The 24,952-nt window shown below is 62.2% G+C and carries 22 protein-coding genes; 21 read left to right on the top strand and 1 reads right to left on the bottom strand.

Annotation, left to right across the window (positions count from 1 at the left end):
* The first annotated feature begins 18 nt into the window (after window positions 1-18).
* The 15 genes from ACP7BV_RS08985 to ACP7BV_RS09055 all read left to right on the top strand — a co-directional run bounded on the left by ACP7BV_RS08985 (window position 19) and on the right by ACP7BV_RS09055 (window position 20,362).
* Window positions 19-2,415: a 3-hydroxyacyl-CoA dehydrogenase/enoyl-CoA hydratase family protein gene (locus tag ACP7BV_RS08985; RefSeq protein ID WP_426103469.1), complete on the top strand. Its 2,397-nt coding sequence runs from the start codon at window positions 19-21 to the stop codon at window positions 2,413-2,415.
* Window positions 2,416-2,475: 60 nt separating this feature from the next.
* Entirely contained in the window at window positions 2,476-2,922 is a 447-nt protein-coding gene (locus ACP7BV_RS08990) for a PaaI family thioesterase (RefSeq protein ID WP_426103470.1), read from the top strand.
* Between the two features lie 60 nt (window positions 2,923-2,982).
* Window positions 2,983-4,179, top strand: coding sequence for an acetyl-CoA C-acyltransferase (locus tag ACP7BV_RS08995; RefSeq protein WP_426103471.1), 1,197 nt, complete (start codon window positions 2,983-2,985; stop codon window positions 4,177-4,179).
* Between the two features lie 109 nt (window positions 4,180-4,288).
* Window positions 4,289-5,068, top strand: a complete 780-nt coding sequence (locus ACP7BV_RS09000) for an enoyl-CoA hydratase (protein WP_426103472.1) — start codon at window positions 4,289-4,291, stop codon at window positions 5,066-5,068.
* Between the two features lie 19 nt (window positions 5,069-5,087).
* Window positions 5,088-5,465 (top strand): hypothetical protein, encoded by a 378-nt coding sequence (locus tag ACP7BV_RS09005; protein ID WP_426103473.1) that lies wholly within the window; start codon window positions 5,088-5,090, stop codon window positions 5,463-5,465.
* 273 nt (window positions 5,466-5,738) lie between these two features.
* Window positions 5,739-6,341 carry a TetR/AcrR family transcriptional regulator gene (locus ACP7BV_RS09010; protein ID WP_426103474.1) on the top strand — a complete coding sequence of 201 codons (603 nt, stop codon included), beginning with the start codon at window positions 5,739-5,741 and terminating at the stop codon, window positions 6,339-6,341.
* Between the two features lie 200 nt (window positions 6,342-6,541).
* A complete protein-coding gene (locus ACP7BV_RS09015; RefSeq protein WP_426103598.1) occupies window positions 6,542-7,213 on the top strand; it encodes an ABC transporter ATP-binding protein in 672 nt (223 codons plus the stop codon).
* Window positions 7,213-9,630, top strand: a complete 2,418-nt coding sequence (locus ACP7BV_RS09020; RefSeq protein ID WP_426103475.1) for an ABC transporter permease — start codon at window positions 7,213-7,215, stop codon at window positions 9,628-9,630. The genes ACP7BV_RS09015 and ACP7BV_RS09020 overlap by 1 nt, the downstream gene beginning before the upstream one ends.
* 431 nt (window positions 9,631-10,061) lie before the next feature.
* The gene (locus tag ACP7BV_RS09025) at window positions 10,062-11,075 is read left to right on the top strand and encodes a LacI family DNA-binding transcriptional regulator (protein ID WP_426103476.1); all 1,014 of its coding nucleotides are present in this window, start codon (window positions 10,062-10,064) and stop codon (window positions 11,073-11,075) included.
* Window positions 11,076-11,156: 81 nt separating this feature from the next.
* A complete protein-coding gene (locus ACP7BV_RS09030) occupies window positions 11,157-12,551 on the top strand; it encodes a glycoside hydrolase family 5 protein (protein WP_426103477.1) in 1,395 nt (464 codons plus the stop codon).
* Window positions 12,552-12,698: 147 nt separating this feature from the next.
* Window positions 12,699-14,783, top strand: coding sequence for a carbohydrate-binding protein (locus tag ACP7BV_RS09035; protein ID WP_426103478.1), 2,085 nt, complete (start codon window positions 12,699-12,701; stop codon window positions 14,781-14,783).
* A gap of 355 nt (window positions 14,784-15,138) precedes the next feature.
* Window positions 15,139-17,862, top strand: coding sequence for a TonB-dependent receptor (locus ACP7BV_RS09040; RefSeq protein WP_426103479.1), 2,724 nt, complete (start codon window positions 15,139-15,141; stop codon window positions 17,860-17,862).
* 59 nt (window positions 17,863-17,921) lie between these two features.
* Complete coding sequence (locus ACP7BV_RS09045) at window positions 17,922-19,079, top strand: glycoside hydrolase family 3 protein (RefSeq protein WP_426103480.1); 1,158 nt, start codon at window positions 17,922-17,924, stop codon at window positions 19,077-19,079.
* On the top strand, window positions 19,055-19,789 hold the full coding sequence (locus ACP7BV_RS09050) for a glycoside hydrolase family 3 protein (RefSeq protein ID WP_426103481.1): 735 nt from the start codon (window positions 19,055-19,057) through the stop codon (window positions 19,787-19,789). Before ACP7BV_RS09045 ends, ACP7BV_RS09050 begins: the two co-directional genes overlap by 25 nt.
* A 51-nt stretch (window positions 19,790-19,840) precedes the next feature.
* Entirely contained in the window at window positions 19,841-20,362 is a 522-nt protein-coding gene (locus tag ACP7BV_RS09055) for a putative glycoside hydrolase (RefSeq protein ID WP_426103482.1), read from the top strand.
* Window positions 20,363-20,454: 92 nt separating this feature from the next.
* Here the strand turns inward: ACP7BV_RS09055 and ACP7BV_RS09060 are convergent, their stop codons facing one another.
* A complete protein-coding gene (locus tag ACP7BV_RS09060) occupies window positions 20,455-20,820 on the bottom strand; it encodes an SLOG family protein (protein WP_426103483.1) in 366 nt (121 codons plus the stop codon).
* A gap of 84 nt (window positions 20,821-20,904) precedes the next feature.
* On the opposite strand from ACP7BV_RS09060, the gene ACP7BV_RS09065 reads away from it, so the two are divergent.
* From ACP7BV_RS09065 to ACP7BV_RS09090, 6 genes are all read left to right on the top strand, one after another.
* Window positions 20,905-21,252: a ribonuclease E inhibitor RraB gene (locus ACP7BV_RS09065; protein ID WP_426103484.1), complete on the top strand. Its 348-nt coding sequence runs from the start codon at window positions 20,905-20,907 to the stop codon at window positions 21,250-21,252.
* A 90-nt stretch (window positions 21,253-21,342) separates the two neighbouring features.
* Window positions 21,343-21,582, top strand: coding sequence for a hypothetical protein (locus ACP7BV_RS09070; protein WP_426103485.1), 240 nt, complete (start codon window positions 21,343-21,345; stop codon window positions 21,580-21,582).
* A 96-nt stretch (window positions 21,583-21,678) separates the two neighbouring features.
* Entirely contained in the window at window positions 21,679-21,858 is a 180-nt protein-coding gene (locus ACP7BV_RS09075) for a hypothetical protein (RefSeq protein WP_426103486.1), read from the top strand.
* A gap of 249 nt (window positions 21,859-22,107) precedes the next feature.
* On the top strand, window positions 22,108-22,992 hold the full coding sequence (locus tag ACP7BV_RS09080) for a carbohydrate ABC transporter permease (protein WP_426103487.1): 885 nt from the start codon (window positions 22,108-22,110) through the stop codon (window positions 22,990-22,992).
* Window positions 22,989-23,861, top strand: a complete 873-nt coding sequence (locus ACP7BV_RS09085; RefSeq protein WP_426103488.1) for a carbohydrate ABC transporter permease — start codon at window positions 22,989-22,991, stop codon at window positions 23,859-23,861. The genes ACP7BV_RS09080 and ACP7BV_RS09085 overlap by 4 nt, the downstream gene beginning before the upstream one ends.
* Window positions 23,862-23,865: 4 nt before the next feature.
* Window positions 23,866-24,945, top strand: a complete 1,080-nt coding sequence (locus tag ACP7BV_RS09090) for an ABC transporter ATP-binding protein (RefSeq protein ID WP_426103489.1) — start codon at window positions 23,866-23,868, stop codon at window positions 24,943-24,945.
* Window positions 24,946-24,952: the final 7 nt, after the last annotated feature.

Genomic DNA, 24,952 nt, shown 5'->3' on the forward strand with positions numbered 1-24,952 from the left:
GAAAAACCAAGGAAAGCCATGACAAATTTTATCGTTAAAAAAGTCGCCGTCCTGGGCGCCGGCGTGATGGGCGCGCAGATCGCTGCCCACTGCGTCAACGCCAAGGTACCGGTCGTACTGTTCGACTTGCCCGCCAAAGAAGGCGACAAGAACGGCATCGTCAAGCGCGCCATCGACAACCTCAAGAAGCTCAGCCCTGCACCGCTTGGCAACAAGGACGATGCAGCCCTGATCCAGATCGCCAACTACGAAGACAACCTCGAACTGCTGGCCGGCTGCGACCTGATCATCGAAGCGATCGCCGAGCGCATGGACTGGAAGCACGACCTGTACGCGAAAGTCGCGCCGCACATCGCGCCGAACGCGATCTTCGCGACCAATACGTCCGGGCTGTCGATCACCAAGCTCTCCGAAGGCTTTGATGCCGAACTGAAGGCGCGCTTTTGCGGCGTGCACTTCTTCAATCCACCGCGCTACATGCACCTGGTCGAGATCATCCCGACCGAGTCCACCCGTCCGGAAATCGCCGACCAGCTCGAAGGCTTCCTGACGACGACCCTGGGCAAGGGCGTAGTACGCGCCAGGGACACACCGAATTTCATCGCCAACCGTGTCGGTATCTTCGGCATGTTGGCGATCATCCACGAAGCCGAAAAATTCGGCCTGTCCGTGGACGTGGTCGACGACCTGACCGGCGCCAAATTGGGCCGCGCCAAGTCGGGCACCTTCCGTACCGCCGACGTTGTCGGTCTGGATACGATGGGCCACGTGATCAAGACCATGCAGGACAATTTGGCTGACGATCCGTTCTTCTCCGTCTACAAGACGCCGGATGTGCTGGCCAAGCTGGTCGCTGCAGGCGCACTGGGTCAAAAAGCCGGTGCGGGTTTTTACAAGAAGGTCGGCAAGGACATTCAACGCCTTGACTTCGCATCCGGCGAATATGTTGCCGGCGGCGGCAAGGCGGCCGACATCGTGGCGCGCATCCTGAAGGAAAAGGATCCGGTCAAGAAGTTCAAGGCCCTGCGCGAGTCGACCAATCCACAGGCGCAGTTCCTGTGGGCGATCTTCCGCGACGCGTTCCACTACATCGCCGTGCATCTCGGCTCGATCGCCGACAACGCGCGCGACATCGACTTTGCGATGCGCTGGGGCTTCGGCTGGAACGTCGGCCCGTTTGAAACCTGGCAGGGCGCAGGCTGGACCCAGATCGCCACCTGGATCAAGGAAGACATCGACGCCGGCAGCGCGCTGTGCGCAGCACCTTTGCCGGCATGGGTCTTCGAAGGCCAGGTCGCTGAAAAAGGCGTGCATACGCCGGAAGGTTCGTACTCCGCCTCAAGCAACGCGTACATCCCGCGCTCGACGTTGTCGGTGTATGACCGCCAGCCATTCCGCGCGCCAGTATTGGGCGCCGGTGCGGTCGACGGCAAGACCGCCGGCGTGACCTTCCACGAAGACGACTCGGTGCGCATCTGGCACCAAAACGACGACGTGCTGATCATCTCGCTGAAAACCAAGATGCACGTCATCGGCGAAGGCGTGATCAACGGCCTGAAGATGGCGCAGGCCGAGGCTGAGAAAAACTTCAAGGGCCTGGTCATCTGGAATGCGGATGCAGCTGACGGCGGCGCCTTCTCGGCCGGCGCTGACTTGCAGTCGGCACTGCCACTGTTCATGCAGGGCGGCGCCAAGGCCATGGAGCCGGGTATCGCGCTGCTGCAGGACACCTTCATGGCGATGAAATACTCGAACGTGCCAGTGGTGGCCGCGGTGGCGGGCCTGGCGCTGGGCGGCGGCTGCGAAATGGCGCTGCACGCTTCCAAGCGTGTCGCATCGATCGAGTCGTACATCGGCCTGGTGGAAGTGGGCGTGGGCCTGATTCCTGCCGGCGGCGGCTTGAAAGAGGCGGCAGTGCGCGCTTCGAACGACGCCAAGGGCACCGACATCCTGCAATTTTTGAAGACCGGTTTTACCAACGCGGCAACGGCCAACGTGTCGAAGTCGGCGCTGGAAGCCAAAGCGATGGGCTACCTGAAGGAAGACGACGTCATCGTCTTTAACATCTACGAGCTGCTGCACGTGGCCAAGGTGGAAGCGCGCGCGATGTTCGACGCGGGCTACCGTCCGCCGCTGCAAAAGCCGGTGACGGTCGTTGGCCGCTACGGCTACGGCACCATCAAAGCGCAGCTGGTGAACATGCGCGACGGCGGCTTCATCTCCGCGCACGACTTCAAGCTGGGCGAGATGATCGCCGAGATCGTATCGGGCGGGAATGTGGACCAGGGCAGCGTGGTCAGCGAGCAGTGGTTCCTCGACATGGAGCGTAAAGCTTTCCTCGAGCTGCTGAACCATCCGAAAACCCAGGAACGGATCATGGGCATGATGCAGACCGGTAAACCGGTACGCAACTGATCGACCTGCATGTCGCTCCTGTCCCAAGCATTCAAACTTTTACTGCGCGTGAGGCCAAGCATGGTGTATGACCGTATCAAGCAGCAAATGATGGAGACGCTGCCGTTTGTGCAGCTGCTGGGGATCAGGATCGACGAGATCGGACCGGGCACGTCAAAAGTGTCGATGCCGTCAGATCCAAAGCTGAACAATCACCTCGGCACGCCGCACGCCGGGGCCTTGTTCACGCTGGCCGAAACGGCATCCGGCGCTGCCATGGCGGGCGGCTTTGCCGACCTGATCATGGGTCTGCGTCCGGTCGCCAAGGAGTCGCGCATCCAGTACCAGAAAGTGGCCAAGGGCGCGACGCGCGCCGAAGGCCGCGTTCCGGGCGATATCGCGGCATTGAAAGCGACGTTGAAAGCAGACGGCAAGATAGCTTTCCCGGTTGAAGTCGATATCTTCGACGAACAGGGAACCTTGGCGGCGCAGGTGCAGGTCGACTGGTACTTGTCGGAAAAGCGGTAAGTGTCCAGTCGTGGACCCGGTCATCCCCATTTCGAACCACAGAATTTTTGAGAGAACAACATGAGCAAACAACTTACTGAAGCGTACATCGTCTCCGCAACCCGCACTCCGATCGGCAAGGCGCCGCGCGGCATGTTCAAGTCGACCCGTCCGGACGACCTGCTGGTCCACGCGATCCGCTCGGCCATGGCGCAAGCGCCGGGCCTGGACCCCGCCTTGATCACCGACGCCATCATCGGCTGCTCGTTTCCGGAAGCGGAGCAGGGCTTCAACATCGCCCGCATGGCGGTACTGCTGGCAGGCCTGCCAAAGACCGTTGGCGGCGTAACCGTCAACCGTTACTGCGCGTCCGGCATCACGGCAATTTCGATGGCGGCTGACCGGATTCGCGTTGGCGAGTGCGACGTCATGCTGGCCGGCGGCGTCGAGTCGATGTCGATGGTGCCGATGATGGGCCACCACCCATCGATGAATCTGGAGATGTTCACCGACGAGAACGTCGGCATGGCATACGGCATGGGCCTGACCGCGGAAAACGTGGCCAAGCAGTGGAAGATCACCCGCGAACAGCAGGACGCGTTCTCGGTCGAGTCGCACCGCCGCGCCATCGCCGCGCAGCAGGCGGGCTTTTTCAAGGACGAGACCACGCCGGTCGAAATCATCACCCGCACGCCAAACCTGGCGACCGGCCAGATTGACGTCGCTACCCGCACGGTCGACACCGACGAAGGCGCGCGCGCCGATTCGACTCTCGAGTCGCTCGGCAAATTGAAGCCGGTTTTCGCAGCCAAGGGTACCGTCACCGCGGCCAACAGCTCGCAGATGTCCGACGGCGCCGGCGCGCTGTTGATCGTCAGCGAAAAATTCCTGCGCGATCACAACCTGACGCCACTGGCGAAGTTCTCGTCGTTCGCGGTGCGCGGCGTGCCGCCGGAAATCATGGGCATCGGTCCTAAAGTGGCCATTCCAGCGGCGTGCGCCGCGGCCGGCATCACCCAGGACCAGCTGGACTGGATCGAATTGAACGAAGCGTTCGCAGCCCAGGCATTGGCTGTGATGGGCGACCTGGGTCTCGATCCGGCCAAGGTCAACCCGATGGGCGGCGCTATCGCGCTGGGCCATCCGCTGGGCGCGACCGGCGCTATCCGCGCCGCGACCGTGATCCACGCACTGCGCCGCAATAACCTCAAGTACGGCATGGTCACCATGTGCGTCGGTACCGGCATGGGCGCAGCGGGTATCTTCGAGCGCGTATAAGGGTTCGAGCTGTTTAGACGCTCGAGCGGTTTAAACTGTTCGGTTAAAATATTGTCATCAAGGGCGCTGCGGATTACCTCGGCGCCCTTTTCACTTTTTGGAGTTACGCATGGATATTGAGATCAGCAAGGCTGACGGCATTTTGACAATCGCGTTCAACCGCCCCGAGCGCAAAAACGCCATCACGGGCGTGATGTACCAGGTCATGGCCGATGCGCTGGTTGGCGCCGAGAGCGACGCGGCAGTGCGCGCCATCCTCATCACCGGCAAGCCGGAGATTTTCACGGCCGGTAATGACCTTGAAGACTTCATGAAAAATTCGGTGCCGGTTGAAGGCGTGCCTGCCGACGCGCGCCCGGTATTTCAGTTCATGCGCGCGCTCTCGGGCAGCAGCAAGCCGGTGGTGGCGGCGGTGTCCGGTGCGGCCGTCGGCATCGGCACCACGCTGCTGATGCACTGCGACCTGGTCTACGCGGCCGACAACGCCAAGTTCTCGATGCCGTTCGCGCAGCTGGGGCTGTGCCCAGAGTTTGCGTCGTCGCTGCTGTTCCCGCAGTTGGCGGGCTACCCGCGCGCCGCTGAAAAGCTGCTGCTCGGCGAAGCGTTTCTGGCGCAGGAAGCATTCGAGATGGGACTGGTGTCGCGCGTGCTGCCGCTGGCCGACCTGATGGCCTTTGCGCAGGGCCAGGCCGCCAAGCTGGTGGCGCTGCCTGCAGCGTCGATCCGCGCCACCAAGGCGCTGATGAAGCGTGCCAGGATGGGGCCGATCAATGACACCATGGCGGCGGAAAATGAACTGTTCGGGGCAATGCTGCTGGCGCCAGAAGCGAAGGAAGCATTTACGGCGTTCTTCCAGAAGCGCAAGCCGGATTTTTCGACCTTTGCATAGGGCAGGAAAATATACCTCAATGTGGCAGTCGAATAAACTATTCATCGTCATCGGCTTGCTGCTCGCAGCCTCGGCCTCCTGCCGCGCCGCGCACGTGGTGGTGGGCGACCTGACGAAATATCGCACGGTCGATGACGTGCACGGTTTGTTCGAAATTAACGCGGAAGGGCAACGGTTTCTGCGTGCCTATAACCGTAAGCACCACACGAACTGGGTTGGTTTCGGACCCGACCTGAGAATGCAGGTCGAGCGTTGCCTGGTTCCCTTGCGAAGCAGGTGGGCTGTGCAATCTGACGGCCAGGAGGGGCCGGGCGTGATGGTCTTGTGCGACAAGTCCGTTCAAAAAAGACGCTGGGACATTTTGGTCAACGCGTACCCCCCGTCCCGGAAACGCTAGTCATTTCCTGGTGTTTATTGCCGAATAGGCATAATCTGCTTCACGCCTGCCACGCCCGCCCGGGTTGGCCTTTCTGGGAATGTGAATGGATTCTGTCTACAACGTCATCGCCACGGTTTTTGGCCTGTTTGTCTTTCTCCAAAAACTTCCCGGTGCTGCCCTCCCACGCAAGTAAGCGATTCGACGGTGAGCAAAGACCGGCAGGGGTTGACCACGCCGCTGGCAGCTATTACATTAGGTGAGCAGTAGCTTATAAAAAACGGGCGGAATGACATGGGTCGACACAAGACGGTGCAAGATGAACAAATACGCGACTTGGCACGGGCGGTTTTTCTTGAGCATGGCGCGGTAGGTTCCACCAAGGAGATTGCACGTCGCGCCGGTATTTCGGAAGCGACGCTGTTTCAGCGTTACCCCACCAAGGCGGCGCTGTTTATGGCCGCGATGGTGCCGCCCGTCGTCGATATCGATGCCATCATGGGTACCGGCCTTGCGCCGCAAGACGTGCGTTCGGCGCTGGTCGCCATCGGGCACCGCATGCTGGCGTACTTCCGCCAGCTCATTCCCGTCCTGCTGCAACTACTGACGCATCCATCGATCAACATTGCCGACATTTCCAGCCATTTCGAGCGCTCGCCTCCGGTTGCTCTCACCGAGGCGCTGGCCGATTTTCTCGATCAGGCTGGCGCCCGCGGCGTCATTGCCAAGCACGATCATTTGCCGGCCGCAGGTCTGTTCATCGCGGCCATCCACAGTTTGCCGCTGTTCGAATTGATGGGTGTGCATGGCGGGAATACGGAACAACTGATCGACGGCTTTGTCGAGGCATTGTGGCGCGGCATGCAGCCGCCGGTTACAAGCACGCCGCTTCGCTGAGCGGGCAAATGTTCACCGCTCAGGTGAATTGCCAAAAATACCAGTTGTACTAGTTGACATGCGCCCGTCACTCGCGTAAATTTATAAGTAAGTTATTACTTATAAATACACGCCAGATTGCGAGAAGCCTTATGCACCCAGTTGCGCATGACACGAACACAGTTATCCCGGATCGGTCCGCTTTGCCGGCACTGATCTCGATGCGCCACGTGAGCAAGCGTTACCAAACACCGTCGGGCAGTTTCGATGCATTGCGTGATATTGAGCTTGAGATCAGCAGCGGTGAATTTGTCGCGGTGGTGGGCAAGTCCGGCAGTGGCAAGACGACCTTGATCAACTTGCTGACCGGGATCGACACCGTCACCTCCGGTCACATCCAGATTGGTTCCACCGCCGTGCACACGCTGTCGGAGGAGCAACTGGCGGTATGGCGCGGCAAGGCGATCGGCCTTGTCTTCCAGTTTTTCCAACTGTTGCCCACCTTGACCATCGCCGAAAACGTCATGCTGCCCATGGATTTTTGCCGCACCTACCCGAGCGCGGCGCGCCGCCCGCGCGCCCTTGCCTTGTTGACCAAATTAGGTATTGCCGATCAGGCCGACAAATTGCCGGCTGACTTGTCCGGTGGGCAGCAGCAGCGCGCCGCGATCGCGCGCGCGCTGGCGAACGATCCGCCAGTGCTGGTGGCCGACGAGCCCACCGGCAATCTCGACTCCAAAACCTCGGATGACGTCATGCAACTGTTCGCGGCGCTGGCGAAAGAAGGCAAGACCGTGGTGATGGTGACCCATGAACGCGACCTGAGCCGTTATTTCACGCGTACCATCATGCTCTGCGACGGCGCCGTTGTTGCCCCGGCGCGGGACGCGTGATGCTCAGCCCCCGCTGGAAAAAACTGGCCGGCGACCTACGCGCCATGCAAAGCCGGCTGGTCATGATGGTGATGGTGCTGGCGGTGGCGGTCGGCATATTCGGCGTGACCGCCATTTTGAGCGCGTACACCATTTTGACGCGCGAAATCAGTGTCAATTACCTGGGAACGCACCCGGCTGCGGCGCTTATCGAGCTCGACCAGGTTGATGCGGTGCTGCTCGACGTGGTACGGCGCTTTCCCGGTATCGAGGACGCCCAAGCCGGCGCGTCTGTGTTGTCGCGGGTGCAGACCACGACGGGCAAATGGCTGCCCTTATTATTGTTCGTGGTGCCCGACTTTAACGATGTGCGCATCGGCCGCTTTACCCGGCAGTCTGGTGATTGGCCGCCACCGACTGGCAGCATGCTGCTTGAGCGCACTGCTTTTGAACTGCTGGAAGCACGGCCGGGGGCAAGCCTTGCCGTGCAGTCGCCTGACGGGGCGCGCCGGTCGATGCGGCTGGCCGGGGCCGTACACGATCCGGCGCTGGCGCCAGCCATGCAGGAGCAGACGGCCTACGGCTATATCACGCCGGCCACGCTGGCCTGGTTAGGCGAACCGGCGCGCTTGCACCTGCTCAAGCTCACGCTGCGGCAAGGGCGGTCGGACAACGCTGCGGCGCAGGATACGGTCGGCAAGCTGGCCGCATGGCTGCGCGCGCAGGGGCACAAGGTGCAGGAAATTCGCATTCCTCCGCCAGGCAAGCATCCCCATCAAAACCAGATGACAGCAATCCTGATCATGCTGCTGCTGTTTAGTTCCATGGCACTGGTACTGGGCGGCATTCTTATCGCGAGCATGATCGATACGCTGCTCACGCAACAGATCCGGCAGATCGGGATCATGAAGGCCATCGGCGCGCGCACTGCGCAGATCGTGCAACTGTATGTGGTACTGGTCGTGTTGATCAGCCTTGCAGCGCTGGCCATCGGCATGCCGCCGGGCGTGATGGCCGGGCGCGGCTTCGCGCAGGCGATTTCCCACGAGCTCAATTTCACCCTGTACAGCCAGGCCATCCCGGCCAGCCGTTACCTGATCGCGGTGATGGCAGGCCTCTTGACTCCCTTGTGTATCGCGCTGGTACCAATTGTCAGAATTACCCGCGTGACTGTGCGCAGTGCGATCAGCGACTTCGGCGTTGGCCGACCGGCTAGTGGCGCCGGCAACTTGTTCGCGTGGCTGGGGAAATTCGCGGCCATTGACCGCAGCTACTTGATGTCATTTCGAAATATTTTTCGGCGTCGCGGCCGACTGGTACTCACGTTGGCACTGTTGGCCTCGGCAGGGGCGATGTTCATGACCAGCGTAAACGTCAAGTCGGCTTGGGAACGCAATCTTGCCGACGCTGCGGCGGACCGTCGTTACGACCTTGAAGTACGCCTGAGCCACCCTGCACCGCACGAACCAATGCTTGCCGCCGTGCGTGCGATGGAAGGGGTGGCCTGGGCAGAGGCATGGAATGTGTCGCCAGCGGCGCCGGCACGACCGGATGGCCTGGACATCGTCCGCACCTATCCCGACGGCGGCCATGGCAGCTTCTCATTGCGCTCGGTGCCCGCAGGCGATGGCTCGACCGCTCTGACGGTGCTGGAAGGCCGCTGGTTGCGCGACGACGACACGGACGCGGTCGTGTTAAATCATGTGGCGCACGCTTTGCTGCCCCAGGCCAAGGTCGGCCAGCACATTGCGCTCAATCTCGATGGGCGCCAAGCGCGCTTTCTGCTGGTGGGGATAGCGCGCGAAATCATTACCCCGGCCAGCGCCTACACGAGCGCCCGAGGCTACGCCGATGCCACCGGTCAAGCCGGTACGCTCAACGCCTTGCGTGTGGTGACGACGCGGCACGACACGGCCAGCGTTGACGCGATCACCCGGCGGATTGAACAGGTCCTGGAGCGGGCCAATGTCAGCATGAAAATCGTCGTTTCCGAAAGCACCCTGGCGCGCGCCTTGAGCGGCCACGTGTCGCTCTTGATCTTTGCGCTAAGGGCCATGTCGGTGGTGATGGCCATCGTTGGCACCTTGGGACTGATGTCGGCAATGAGCACCAGCGTGCTTGAGCGCACGCGTGAATTTGGCGTCATGCGCGCCGTTGGCGGCACGCGCCGTATCGTCGTTCGTAGCGTTGTCATCGAGGCAGTGGCGATTGGTTTGATGAGCTGGTGCATGGCCGTGTTGTTCTCCCTGCCCTTATCCCTGCTCGTAGGGCGCACGATCGGTAAGCTCGCTTTTCAATGGCCGCTACCGTTGACGCTGGCGCCATTGGCGATGCTGACCTGGCTGGGCGTGGTCGTACTCGGCGCCGTTGGCGCTAGCGCCGTGCCGGCGTTCAACGCAAGCAGCCTGACCATTCAAAAAGCGCTTATTCACCTTTAAGGAGCACGCGATGCACAAACGGTTGTTATACATTTTGATGGGTGTTGTTCTCGTGGGATTGCTCATTGCGGCTCACCGCTTCAACTTCGCCGGCGTCATCAGCGAGCTGCACGGACACTGAGCGCGCGCAGCGCGTCGAAGGCGCCGCCAGCCGGCCGCGCCGCCAAAAAAAGCGTTGACGCTCAAAACTTGCCGGTGCTACTATCACTTGCATGGAAGCGCTTCCACACGCCTTATTGAAGACCCAGCAAAAAGGCTGCACCCGCCAACATGTCGCGCAATCTACCCCGGGTGTGGGCTTGCTGAGTGGAACGGGATACCCAGTCGATCAGGGCGTGGTCGATGCATGCAGGCGAGTATCTGCATATGTGGCAGCCCGCCTGAGCGCTTTTTTGCCATTCTCTCGCAAATCACTTCCAGGAGTTAATTACGTGGCAACGATCAAAGATGTCGCCTTGCGCGCCGGCGTCGGCATGAGCACCGCGTCGCGCGTCGTCAGCGGCAAAGGCTACGTTGCGGCGGCCACCATCGCGCGCGTGCAAAAGGCGGTCGAGGAACTCGACTTCAGGCCGTCGCATGCGGCGCGCGCGCTCATGTCGGGCACCTCGCAAATGGTGGGCGTGTACATCCCCATCCTGAAAGGCACCTTCTACACGCCCATCCTCGCGGCCATCGACGCCGAGCTGCGCGCGGCCGACCTGCACATGGTGGTCGCTTTCGGCGTGGGCAAGGGCGACGCGCGCCGCCAGGCGGTGGAAGGCATCAACTTCCTGCTCGAGCGCGGGTGCGACGGCCTGATCGTCATCAGCAATCACCTGTGCGAGGAAGACGTGCTCGCGCTTGGCAAGAACCAGTCGCGCATCGTTTTCATGAACCATCTGCTTGACGGTATCGAGTCGCATTGCTTCACGGCCGACCATCACTATGGCGGCGTGCTGGCGGCGCGCGCCTTGCTCGAACATGGCCACCGCAAGATCGCCGTGATCGGCGGGCCGTCCACCTCGCCCGACAACGTGGCGCGCCTGTCCGGTTTCATGGGCGAACTCGAACGCATCGGCATCAACCCGGCCGGCGTGTGGCAAACCGAAAGCGACTTTTCGCCGGAAGCCGGATGGGCGCAAGCGGCGCGGCTGATCGAGTCAGGTTACCAGTTCACCGCCGTTTTTTGCGCCAACGATGAAATCGCCGTCGGCGCCATGGCCTATTTTCAGGAGAACGGGCGTGAAGTGCCGCGCAATATCTCGGTGATCGGCTACGACGACACGCCGAGCGCCGCATTTTCAAGCCCGCGCCTGACGTCGGTGCGCATTCCCTGGCTGGAGATGACGATGGCAGCGCTCGACGAACTGTTCAACCGCTGCTACGGCACCCAGCGCACCATCCAGCGCCACTTCCTCATTTCGATCACCCAGCGCGCGTCGCTCGCCCGGCCGCCCGGCACCTAATAACGCAATAGTTCTCGCCTGGCACGCGAGTTTTTTTAACATTGACATGGAAGCGCTCCCATGTCGCAGGAGACAAATCAGATGAACTTGAAAAATACGTGCTTGACCGTGTTGATGGCGACGGCCCTTGCCGCTTGCGGCGGCGCCGGGGGCGGGGTGGCGCCCTCGGTGCCCAGCGTGCCCGCGGTACCCGCCGTGCCTGTCCCGCCGGTCGTCGTCACCGCAACGCCGGTCGCGCCGCCGCCCGCCGCGCCCATCCTGAACGCCTCCCAGATGATCCATGCGCAAGGCGCAAAGTGGGTGCGCGCCGACGGCACGCCCGTGCTGCTCAAGGGCGTCAACCTGGGCAACTGGCTGCTCAATGAATTCTGGATGATGGGCCAGGGCTCCAACGGCATCGACGACAACTGCAAGCTCGATGCGGCGCTCGATACGCGCTTCGGCTACGCGGAGCGCGAGCGCCTGATGAAGGTGTTCCGGGACAACTGGATCGGCGAGCGCGATTGGGATCTGATGGCCAGATACGGCTGGAACGCCGTGCGCGTGCCCTTCATCCACAGCGTGGTCGAAGACGAAAAAAATCCGCGCCACCTGCGCGCCGACGCCTGGCGCTACCTGGACGACGCCGTCGCGCAGGCCGAAAAGCGGGGCATGTATGTGATCCTCGACCTGCACGGCGCCGTCGGCAGCCAGGGCGTGGAACACCACAGCGGCTGCGCCAACCGCAATCTGTACTGGTCCACGCCGCAGTACCAGGAACGCACCATCTGGCTGTGGCAGCAGATCGCTGCGCGCTACAAGGACCGGCCGGCGGTGGCCGGTTACAGCCTGCTCAATGAACCGTGGGGCACGGGCGCCGCCAACCTGGCGGCGGTGGTGGCCAAGCTGTACGAGGCCGTGCGCGCCGTCGACCCGAATCACGTGATCATCCTGCCGGGTCATAACTCGGGCATTGCAGCCTACGGCAATTCGGCGGCGGTCGGCATGAAGAACGTCGCCTTCGAGATGCACTTCTATCCCGGCATGTTCGGCTGGGGCGCCATCGGCGCAGACGTGCACCGCGACTGGCTGACCTGCAGCGGCGGCGCGGCCAGCGGCGTGTGCGAATGGGACCAGCGCATCAAGGCGCTCGACACGCCATTTTTCATCGGCGAATTGCAGCCATGGGCGGGGCTGGGTGCGGACCTGGGCGGCCAGATCACGCGCGTGACCTTCGACACCTACGGCAAATTCGGCTGGGCCGCCACCGCCTGGACCTGGAAGCTGGTCACCAACGACGGCGGGCAGGGCGCAGGGACTTGGGGCCTGGTCACCAACGCTGCCGGCCAGAGCATCCCCAAGGTCGACTTCACCACCGCGTCCAACGCGCAGGTAGAGTCGCTGTTCAAGCTTTTTGGCAGCGTGCAGTATGAGCCGCAGCAGCGCGTGATGGACTGGATGACCAGCACCACCGCGCCCACGCCGTTTGCCAAATAGGTATTGTTTACTGTTCACTGCCCAAGGGAGGAGGCGACAAGCGCGCCAAACCGTCATGGCCTGGCCATGAACGGACACAGTCATGTCATACCGCGCCCGCATGCACATTCCCGGCAGCGCGCGGCCTATACTGATAATGGAGAGAACATGCATTCGCAAATAACTATGCGCGCCCCAGGCGCCCTTCGACTCTTGCTCGGGCTTGGTCTGGCCCTGGCCGGAGCGACCAGCGCGGCCCAGACAGCACTACCGGGCACGCTGCAGGCAGAGTCTTACACCAGCATGGCGGGCGTCGCGCTCGAAGCGACGGGCGACGCCGGCGGCGGCAGCGACGTTGGCTGGATCGACGCCAACGACTACATGACCTATTCGGTCAATCCGTCGTCGGCGGGCTGGTACACGGTGCAGTACCGGGTGGCCTCGGCCGGCACCACCGGCCAGATCGTCTTGAGCCAGAACAGCCTTGATATCAGCAGCGTAACTGGCGTGCCAAACACGGGCGGCTGGCGAACCTGGACTACCATCGCCTCGCGCATCTACCTGTCGGCGGGCGCCCAGAATCTGACGGTGTTCGCCAAGGGCGGCGGCTTCAACCTGAACTGGATCGGTTTCACCAGGGAAGCCAGTACCGCCGCGCTGCCGGCGATTCGCCAGAGCGGCAAATACTGGGTCGACGCCAGCGGCGCGCGCGTGAACCTGCGCGGCGTGAATCTGGGCAATTGGCTGGCGATGGAAATGTGGATGATGAATTCGTCCATTGCCAACAGCGGCGGGGCGATCGCCGACCAGTGCACGCTTGAGTCCACGCTTGCCAGCCGTTTTGGCGTGACCGAAAAAGAGCGCCTGATGAACGTCTGGCGCGACAGCTACATCACGGCGCGCGACTTCGACCTGATAAAGGCAATGGGCATGAACGTGGTGCGCGTGCCTTTTTTGTATGACGTGGTCGAAAACAAGAACGCGCCCTACACGCTGCGCGCTGACGCCTGGAAGTACCTCGACTTTGCCGTCAACGAAGCGGAAAAGCGCGGCATGTATGTGATCCTCGACCTGCACGGCGCCGTTGGCGGCGCGGCGGCGGCCAGCGAGCAGCACGACGGCTGCGTGGGCCCGGCGGAAATGTGGACCAACCAGACTTACCGCGACCGCACTAAATGGGTGTGGGACATGGTCGCCAGCCACTACTGCGGCCGCACCGCGGTGGCCGCCTACGACCTGCTCAATGAACCGTGGGGGACCGACGCCACCACGCTGGCCAACTTTGGCTACGAGCTGTTCGACACCGTGCGCGCCAAGGATCCGGAGCACATGATCATTCTGCCGGGGCACAATTCGGGCATCGACGCCTATGGCAACCCGAATGCGCGCGGCAAGAGCAACGTCGCGTTCTGGATGCATTTTTATCCCGGCCTTTGGGGATGGAACGAAGTCTCCGGTCCCGCGGCGCAGGCAAACATGTATGCGGACTGGCTGCAGTGCGGCACCGGCGACGCGCGCGAGGTGTGCGCCTGGAATACCAAGCTGACCGCTTTGAGCACGCCGTTCCTGGTGGGTGAATTCCAGCCGTGGACTTTGCTGGGCAACTACGGTGCGCAGATGACGCGCCATACCCACGACATCTTCAACATGCTTGGCTGGGGCGGCACCGCCTGGTCGTACAAGACCACGTCGCAGGCAGGCTGGAACGGCGGCGGCTGGAACTGGGGCATGGTCACCAACAGCACCGCCGGCGCCTATGGCAACCTGAATGTGAGCACCGCGTCGGCCGCGGCGATCGAAGCATATTTCCGCGGCTTTGGCACGCAAGCGCTGGTCAAAAATGAAGCGATGGCCACGTGGATGAACTGGAAGCCGACGGTGGGCACGCGGATTGAAGCGGAAATGTTCAATAATCACGTTGGCATGCGCGTGGAGACGACCACGGATACTGGCGGCGGCTTCAATGTGGGCTACACGGACAACAATGACTGGATGACGTATCCGATCAATGTGCCGGTCGGCGGTGCGCACACGGTGCAGTTCCGCGTCGCCAGCGGTTTTACGGGCGGGCAGTTGGTGCTCAGTAAAAACGGCGCCGATCTGGCGCTGATCAATGTGCCCAATACGGGCGGCTTTCAAGCTTGGACCACGGTCAGTGCGACGGTGCAGTTGACGGCAGGGCAGCAGGACTTGGCGATCTACTCGCGCGTGGGCGGGTGGAACCTGAACTGGTGGCAGCTGAACAAGCAATAGACCAAGCAATAGACGTTCTGTAGCTCCTCTTTGCAACAGCGGCGCAGCAGCGGCGCTGTTGCTTTTTTTTTGGTGTCCGAAGAGCTGGCGTCGCCCAGCCACGAGTGAACATTCGTCATCAAATCGATTGACTTCGCAAACACCCCAATGCTACGATCAACACATGATGTGGGAACGCTCCCACATCATGTCATTGCCCCGGTTTCAGTCGTTGCGCTCCCCAGCAGGTGCGCCTGGCTGCCAAACCCGGGCAAAATTTTCGGGTCACTGTGGAAGCGCTTCCAGATCGTTCCTGCATCACCGACCCGGCATCACCGCTTGCTCTTCATAAAAATAAACCGGAGACAGAGACACCATGCATACCCAAGGTAACCAGACGCGCCAGCTTCACCCGCGCGGCATCATCCAGATCACCCCGATCGCCGCCGCCTGCGCGCTGCTGCTGTCGGCCGCGGCTGCGCAAGCGCAAAGCACCGCGCCCACTGGCGAGAGCACCAATGTGGTGACCGTGACCGGGATTCGGGGCAGCATCGCCAGCTCGATCGCCATCAAGCGCGACTCCGATTCGATCGTCGAAGCGGTCACCGCCGAAGACATCGGCAAGCTGCCCGATGTCAGCATCGCAGAATCGATCTCGCGCCTGGCCGGCCTGACCGCGCAGCGCGTCGAAGGGCGCGCGCAAGTGATCTCGATCCGCGGCCTGGCCCCCGACTTCGCGGGCACCTTGATGAACGGACGCGAACTGGTCTCGACCAGCGACAACCGCGGCGCCGAATACGACCAGTATCCGTCGGAGCTGATCAACGGCGTGACCGTCTACAAGACCCCCGACGCCACGCTGATGGGGCAGGGCTTGTCCGGCACCGTGGACCTGCAGACGGTGCGCCCGCTCGACCGGCGCGGACGCACCATTGCCATCGGCCTGCGCGGCGAGCGCAATTCGAACGGCGCCCTCAACGACGGCTCAAAAGCGGGCGGCAAGCGCATGAGCTTTTCTTACATCGACCAGTTTTTCAACAATACGCTGGGCGTGGCGGTCGGCTTTGCCCATCTCGATTCACCCGGCCAGCAGCGCGAATACAAATCATGGTGGTGGGGCGGCGAGAACAATGGCCTGCCGGCCGACGTGATAGCGCTCAAGGGCGCCGAAGTAACCGCCTCGTCACGCCAGCAGCGGCGCGACGGCCTGATGGCGGTGATCGACTTCAAGCCGGGCAAGAACTACCGCACGGCGCTCGACCTGTACTACTCCGAGTTTGACCAGGAAACCACGATGCGCGGCATGATGTGGAATTCGCACCAGTGGAGCGCAGTCCGCTACAACAATCCGGTGATCGACACCATCGGCGGCACCAAGCTGCTCACGGCCGGCGCCATCGTCAACCTCGAGCCGATCGTGCGCAACGACTTCAATACGCGCAAGGACAAGATCGGCGCGCTGGGCTGGAACAACCGCCTCAAGGTGGGCGGCTGGGCGCTGGACGGCGACCTGTCGTATTCGAGCGCCAAGCGCCGCGAGCAGGTGCTGGAAACCTACGCCGGCCTCGGTCCTGCCAACGCCGGCCTCACCGACAACGACTTCAAGTTCAAGATTCCCACTGGCGCCGGGCTGCCCACTTTCACGCCGAGCGTCGACTTTGCCAACCCGGGCAAAATCAAGCTCACTGACGTCGGCGGCTGGGGCAAGGACGGCGACATGCACCGCCCCGTGGTGGAAGACACGCTGGGCGCGTTCAAGCTGAGCGCCAGGCATGACCTTGGTGGTTTTTTCCGCAGCGTTGAAACGGGCATCAGCCAGTCCAGGCGCGAAAAGACCCACGTCGACGTCAACAACTACTACTTCCTGAAGAACAATCGCGCCCCCGCGACGGTGTCGTCCGACCTGCTGGTGCCAACCACCTCGCTGTCGTTCGCCGGCCTGCCGGGCACCCTGAGCTACGACACGCTCGCGGTGCTGGACAAATACTACGACCAGCAACCGGCGCGCCCCGACAACGACGCGCTGAACAACTGGAGCGTGACGGAAAAGCAGACCACCGCCTTCGGCAAGCTGTCGATCGATACGGATCTGGGCCAGGTGCCCCTGCGCGGCAACCTGGGACTGCAAGTGATCCGCATGCAGCAGGATTCGGACGGCATTGCCTTGTCCGGCAACACCACCAAGCCGATTTCGGGCGGCGACGCCTACACCGACGTGCTGCCTAGCGCGAACCTGATTTTCGACCTGAACCACTACCTGGGCGGCACCACCGCGCGTTTTGGCGTGGCCAAGACGCTGGCCCGGCCGCGCATGGCCGACATGCGCGCCGGCGCCACCGGTGGCGTGGACGCCACGACCAAAATGTGGAACGGCAGCGGCGGCAATCCAGGCTTGCAGCCTTGGCGCGCGAACGCCTTCGACCTCTCGCTTGAACATTACTTCGGCAAGAGCGGGTACATCGCCGGCGCGCTGTTCTACAAAAAGCTCAAAAGCTATATCTACAACCAGCAAACGGCATTCGATTTTACGGGCTTTCCGAATCCGTCGAGCGTGGTGCCGCTGTCGAACACCGGCACCATGAACCGTCCCGCCAACGGCGAGGGCGGCATGGTGCGCGGCGCCGAGTTGTCTGGCTCCTTCGAAGCCAGCCGCCTGTGGAGCGCGCTGGAAGGCTTTGGCGTGCTGGCCAGCATATCGGCCACGGAAAGCTCGATCCATCCCAACGGTCCCGGCACCAAGGAAAAGCTGCCCGGCCTGTCGGGCGTGGTGTCGAACGTGACGGCGTTTTATGAGAAAAATGGCTTTTCGGCGCGCGTGAGCCGGCGCTACCGTTCGGCCTATCGCGGTGAAGTCACGGGCTTGTTTGCGCAGCGCGCCTTTAGCGAAATCCTGGCCGAAAACCAGGTCGACTTCCAGCTTGGCTACAGCTTTGACACCGGCCCCCTGAAAGGCGCCGCGCTGCTGCTGCAGGTGAACAACGTGAGGAACGCGCCGTACCAGACCATGCAAGGCGACCCCTTTACCGGCGGCTCGTATGCGCCGGAACGTTACACCACGTACGGGCGCCAAGTGCTGCTGGGCCTGAACTACAAGCTGTAATTAACCCGTCGGGCGCCCCTGCAGCAAGGCAGCTGCGCCCTCTATTTGTGAGCGACTCCATGCATAAGAATATCTATCTCATTCTCGCCGCCCTGGCCTGTGGCGCCAGCGCCTGCGCCGCGCCGCTGGCCGACTGGCCGCACATCACGAGCGCGGTGCGCACCGACGCGCACCTTGAAGCGCGCGTCAAGGAAATCGTCGGCGCGATGACGCTGGCCCAGAAAGTGGGCCAGATGACGCAACCGGAAATCAAAACCGCAACGCCGGACGACGTACGCCGCTATTACCTCGGCTCGGTGCTCAACGGCGGCGGCAGCTGGCCGGCCATGAACAAGCACGCCGCGCCGGCCGACTGGGTGGCGCTGGCCGACCAGTATTACGACGCGTCGATGGCCACCGACATGCGCCTGAAGGTGCCCGTAATCTGGGGCATCGACGCCATCCACGGCAACAGCAACGTGGTCGGCGCCACCCAGTTCCCGCACAACATTGGCCTGGGCGCGGCGCACAATGCGCGCCTGGTCGGCAAGATGGGCGCGGCGGTGGCCAAGGCGGTGCGTGCCACCGGCATTCACTGGGTGTTCGCGCCCACGCTGGCAGTGGTGCGGGACGCCCGCTGGGGTCGCACCTACGAAAGTTTTTCGCAAGACCCGGCCGTAGTCAATGCCTACGCCGGCGCCTACGTGCGCGGCCTGCAGGGAAAGCTCGGCAGTGACGCGAGCGTGATCGCCACCGCCAAGCACTTCATGGGCGATGGCGCCACCGATCAGGGCAAGGACCAGGGCAACGCGCTGGCCACGCGGTCACAGATGATCAATGTGCACGGCCAGGGGTACTACAGCGCGCTGGCCGCCGGCGCGCAAACGGTGATGGTGTCGTACAACAGTTGGCATGACAAGGCCGGCGGCATCGACTATGGCAAGCTGCACGGCAGCAAAGCGATGATCACCGAAGCGCTTAAACAAAAGATGGGCTTTGACGGTTTTGTCGTCTCGGATTGGAACGGCATCGCCCAAGTGCCCGGTTGCAGCAACGCCAGCTGTCCGCAAGCCATCAATGCGGGCATCGACATGGTCATGGTGCCGGACGACTGGAAGGCTTTCATCGCCAACACTATCGGACAGGTGGAAAGCGGCGTGATTCCGATGGCGCGCATTGACGACGCGGTCACCCGCATCGTGCGCGTGAACTCGTGCGCGAATCCCTGGTCTTACTGAAAAATGACGGGAATGCCTTGCCGCTGGCGCCAGGCAAAAAAATTCTGGTGGTGGGCAAGGGGGCCGATAGCCTGCCGCTGCAAAATGGCGGCTGGACGCTTACGTGGCAAGGCACGGACAACAAAAATGGCGACTTTCCCAATGGTGATACGATTTTGGCCGGCATTGTCGAGAAAGCGGGAGCGGCCAACGTCACGTACAGCCACGATGTGAAAGGCATCGACGTGGCCGCATTCGACGCCGTGATTGCGGTCATTGGTGAAACGCCGTATGCGGAAGGCGCGGGCGACATCGGGCCTGCGGGAACGCTGCGCCACAGCGCGCGTTATCCGGAAGACCTGGAGGTGCTGAAAGCTGTTGGGGGTAAGGGCAAGCCGGTGGTAACGGTACTGTTGTCCGGTCGGCCTGTGTATGCCAATGACTTGATGAATCTGTCGGACAGCTTTGTCGCCGCGTGGCTGCCCGGCACGGAAGGCAAAGGTATCGCGGATGTCTTGTTCACAGGCGTAAATTCAAAAGGAATGCATTCAGGAGGAGGGCATTCAAAGGACTCACATTCCAGTGGCAGACGCCCCTTCAGCGGCACATGGTCATTCGCGTGGCCCGGTAGCGTTTGCCAGACGGACCTGAGCACGGCGGGCAAAGACAGCGCGCCTCTGTTCAAGCTTGGCTACGGCCTGCGCTACGGCAGCTCGGCCACGGTCGGGTAGCTTGACACGCGCTATACCGAGGGGGGCTGCGGCATCACGAATGCGTGGCCGGTGCTCACGCAAGGGGATCGCGCGAGCTGGCCGCTGTATCTTGGCAGCGGCGCCGAGCGCATTGCCCTGGGCAGCGATTTGAACAAGGTCTTCACCGTGTCGGGCGCCACGGTAGAAACGGTACAAATGAACACCCAGCAAGACGGCAAGCGCATCACGTGGCGCGGGCCGGCGCGCTTTGAGGCAAGCGGCGACAAGGCGCGTGCTCTGCCGGCCTTTGCCGCCACTGACGGCGCGCTGCAATTCGATACCATGGTCGACACCACACCCACGGCACCCGTGATGGTCGGAATAAACGGCGAGTCCATTGACATCGCCACAACGCTGGCAGGCCTGGTTGGCAAAGGGAAGCAAACCGTCAAACTTGCGCTGGCCTGCTTTACTGCCAAGGGGGTCGACCTGGGCAGGATCATCACGCCGTTCAGCATCGATACCGAAGGCGCGTTCAAGGCGGCATTTGCCAATATTGAAATCGTTGGCGGCGGCGCCAAGAGCCGTGATGCGCTGGCCTGTCCGCCATGATGCGGTCGCCACCAAGCTGATACCCGCCTCAAACAGGACGGGACCCGTGACGAATCCCGCGATCAGGCGCCACTATCGAGCGCTATTGGCCACTAACGCAGGAAAGTCCTCGCCTCGATCCCGGCGGCGGTGGCCAGCGCCACCATGTGCACCGTCCCGCGCGCGCAGCCCGGCTGGCCGTACTGGGCATGAAACGCCAGCACCAGGTCGATGCCGGTCGCGAGCATGCGCTCGTTCAGTCCCTTCCAGCTGTCGGCCGGGTAGGCTTTGCGGTCGGCCCGGTTCTTCTTCATTGGTTCGGCCGCCAAGCCCAGTTCGGCGGCCAGCGCAATGGCCAGCGCATCAATGCCGGGCGTGTCCCCCGTCGCAATGGTGGACCCTTCCGGCAGCGCCGACAGCGCGCGCCGCAAGGCGTGCGCATCGGTCCAGGTGGTCGATCCGGTGACCAGTACGCGCATCAGTTTCTCTCCTGTTTTGGCAAGCTGCCGGCAATTAAGGTAAGGTATAAATTGTTGAAATAGCTACCAAAGTGAGTACTGTATATGATCGATCTCGAACAGATCAAGGCGATGTTTGCCAACGTCGGCGAAAACGCCGGCTGGGACCTCGCGCAGCCCATGGAATGGGGCTACTTCTTTACCGACCGCAAGCGCGCCAAGCTGGAGTCTGCGCTCAAGGAACTGCAAAAGCTGGGCTTTCGCTACGTTGACATCTTCATTCCCCAGCTTGAAAAAGGGCAGGAAGACTATTTTTTCCTGCATGTGGTGAAGGTGGACGTGCACACGCCCGAGTCGCTGTTCGCACAAAATGCGCGCTTGTACGAGCTGGCCGCCAAGCACGAACTCGATAGTTACGACGGCATGGACGTCGGCCCCATCACGCCAAAATAAACCAGGAGTTTCACGCTGCAGTCAATCGCGTCCAAGCTGTGGCATGTTCAGCACGCCTTCACGATCGCCGGTTCCACCGTGTCGTCGCGCATGACCATCGTGCGCCTGGGTGACGGCAGGCTGTGGCTGCATTCCCCCGTGCCCCAAAAACAGGTGGTGCCGCTTGTCTGGCGCGTCGATAAAGGCGGCATCGGCGCCACAACCACATCGTTGAACGCGACGGGTACGCCGCGGTCGAGCACGCCTTTCGTGTATTTGTGTAAAGAGTTGCACGGCAACCGGGGGCAGACCACAAGCTCCGCACCCGATCTTGCGGCTAAGCAATTGTGAAAGTTTCTCCGGGGATGTATATTGGTGAATTCGGAGGAAACGATGGTTCAAGAGCGGAAAGACCGGTTGATGGCTTACCGGGTTGAGAAGGGCCTCATGGTCCAGAAGCAGATGTCCACGCGTGCCGCTGCCGCCTATCTTGCTACCTATGGCGTGCCGATGCATGTGTCGGTGCGGGTGCTGACGGGCCCGAACAAGCGCCCCCCCGCACAGCATGAGGACGGGACGTTTTGGTTCGAAATCATCCGCGCCGCTGGCATGACCTACGGCGGCTAGTTTTTTCCGCCATATCGTCGGCGTCAATTCCCGGCTTCAGTTCGCACCTTCAGTTCGCACCTTCATTCCTCACCTTCAGTCCTCACCTTCAGTCCTCACCTTCATTTCCCACCTTCATTTCCAACCCACGCTCAGAATGAATTGACACCCAAAATCGATGGGTGTTATATTCTCGATATTGCGTTGGGAACGTTTCCAAGTTGGCGTCTTCCAAGCAAGCGGACACAGATCCGCCCACCCGGAGACACGATGGCCGCACCAAGCAAGCACCTGCTTCGCAGACTCATCCCGTTTGCCGCACTGATTCCGATGGCGCTGACCGTCATCGTCGGCTATCTGGGCACCGTGCTCTGGTCGCTCAATACTTCCTTTACCAACGCACGCACCTTTCCCACCGATACCTACGTCGGCATGGCGCAGTACACGCGCCTGTTCGACAACGAACGCTGGATGGTCTCGCTGCACAACCTGGCGCTGTATGGCGTGCTGTTCATCGCCGCCTGCCTGGTCATCGGTTTTCTGCTGGCCGTGTTCATCGACCAGAAAGTGCGCGGCGAAGGCGTGCTGCGCACCGTCTTTTTGTATCCGTATGCGATGTCGTTCGTGGCCACCGGACTGGTATGGCAATGGATGCTCAAACCGGCCGACGGCATTGAACACGCCGTCATCCAGGTGGGTTTTGCCGGCTTTTCCTTCGACTGGATCGAGAACGAAGACATGGTCATGTACACCATCGTGATCGCCACCGTGTGGCAGGCGTCAGGCCTGGTCATGGCCATGATGCTGGCCGGCCTGCGCGGCATCGACGCCGAAATCTGGAAGGCCGCGCGCCTCGATGGCATTCCCGTCTGGCGCGTGTACATGTCGATCGTGCTGCCGATGCTCGGCCCCACCGTGGCCACCGTGCTGCTGCTGCTGACTACCGCCGTCGTCAAGCTGTTCGACGCGGTCGTCGCCATGACCCAGGGCGGCCCCGGCACCGCCAGCGAAGTGCCGGCCAAGTTCATTATGGATCACCTGTTCCAGCGCGCGAACATCGCGCTGGCCTCGGCGGCAGCGGTGGTGATGCTGGTGCCGGTCATTGCGATGGCCGCGCCATTTTTGTATGCGCGCCGGCGCAAGGATCATGCATGAAGCGCCGCTCGCAATTTTCGCGATTTTCGCCCGCCCGCCTGGGCATCTACGCGTTCCTGTTCAGCGCCGCGCTGTTTTTCCTGCTGCCGCTGTATGTGATGCTGGTCACCTCGGTCAAATCGATGGAGGAGATCAGGCTCGGCAATATTTTCGCGCTGCCGCTGCAGGTCACCTTTGAACCCTGGCGCCAGGCCTGGAGCAGCGCCTGCACCGGCCTGTCATGCGAGGGCATTCGCGGCGGCTTCTGGAATTCGGTGGCAATCGCCGTCCCCAGCACCATCCTGCCGATCCTGCTGGGCGCGATCAACGGCTATGCGCTGTCGTTCTGGCGCCCGCGCGGCTCCGCGCTCCTGTTCGCGGTCTTGATGGTGGGCGCCTTCGTGCCGCTGCAGGTGATGATCTATCCGCTGGTGCGCGTCACCGGCGCCATGGGCCTGTTCGGCTCCCTGTCGGGCATCGTGCTGGTGCATATCATCTTTGCGATGCCGGTCATGACGCTCCTGTTTCGCAATTACTACGCGGGCGTGCCGCACGAATTGTTCCAGGCCGCGCGCATCGATGGCGGCGGTTTTTTCCGCATCTTCGCGCAAGTCATGCTGCCCATGTCGCTGCCGATCATCGTGGTGGCGGCCATCATGCAGGTGACTGGGGTGTGGAACGATTACATCCTGGGGCTGCAGTTCGCCGGCACCGACAATTATCCGATGACGGTCCAGCTGAACAACGTGATGAACACCACCACCGGAACGCGCATGTACAACGTCAACATGGCCGCGACCATCCTCACGTCGATGGTACCGCTGGCGATCTATTTTATTTCAGGGCGCTGGTTTGTGCGCGGTATCGCCGCCGGCGCGGTAAAAGGCTAACGTCATGTCGAATGTTTGTTTGCGGGACCTGTGCATCAACCTGGGCGGGAACGAGATCATCAAGGACCTGACCCTGGCCGTGGAGGAGGGCGAGTTCCTGGTGCTGCTCGGGCCTTCCGGCTGTGGCAAGTCGACCCTGCTGCACAGTATTGCAGGCCTGATCGACGTCACTTCCGGCACGGTTGAAATCAAGGGGCGCGACATGACCTTCGCCGACCCGAGCGAGCGCGGGATCGGCATGGTGTTCCAGTCCTATGCGCTGTATCCGACCATGACGGTGGAAAAGAACATGTCCTTCGGCCTGCGCATCGCCGGCACCCCCAAGGCGGAAATTGCGCGCCGCGTGGCGCGCGCCGCCGAGATGCTGCACCTCGACGCGCTGCTGCAGCGCAAACCGGCGCAGCTGTCGGGCGGGCAGCGCCAGCGCGTGGCGATCGGGCGCGCGCTGGTGCGCGAGGCCGGCGTGTTCCTGTTCGACGAGCCGCTCTCGAACCTGGACGCCAAGCTGCGCGCCGAGCTGCGGCGCGAACTCAAGCTGCTGCACCAGACGCTGCGCTCGACGATGATCTACGTGACGCACGACCAGGTCGAAGCGATGACGCTGGCCACCCGCATCGTAGTCATGAAGGGCGGCAAAGTGCAGCAGATCGGCGCGCCGGCAGAGGTCTATGAGCGCCCGCAAAACCTGTTCGTGGCCGGCTTTCTGGGCACGCCCGCGATGAACTTCATCGACGGTACGCTCGACGCCGGCGGGCGCTTTATGTCGCCGTCCCTGTCGCCGTCGCCGTCGCTGACGCTCGCGCTCGGTCCCTCTTGCAGCCTGGCTGGCGGCAAGGTGGTGCTCGGCATTCGTCCCGAACATATCCTGCTCGGCGACTCGGGGCCTTTTACCGGGACGGTGGCGCTGGTGGAACCGATGGGCAATCACCAGATCGTGTGGATCAGGATTGGCGAGCGCAAGCTGTCGGCGATCGTCAACGACAACCGCGTTTTCGCGCTCAATGAAGCGGTGCGTTTTGGCGTCGACTGCGCGCGCCTGTCCGTGTTCGACAAAACGAGCGAGCAGCGGCTCGCCGCATCCTGAGGAAAAT

Origin of the sequence: Massilia sp. TSP1-1-2, assembly GCF_049896185.1 — a bacterium.
In the GTDB taxonomy this organism is placed as follows: domain Bacteria; phylum Pseudomonadota; class Gammaproteobacteria; order Burkholderiales; family Burkholderiaceae_D; genus Telluria_A.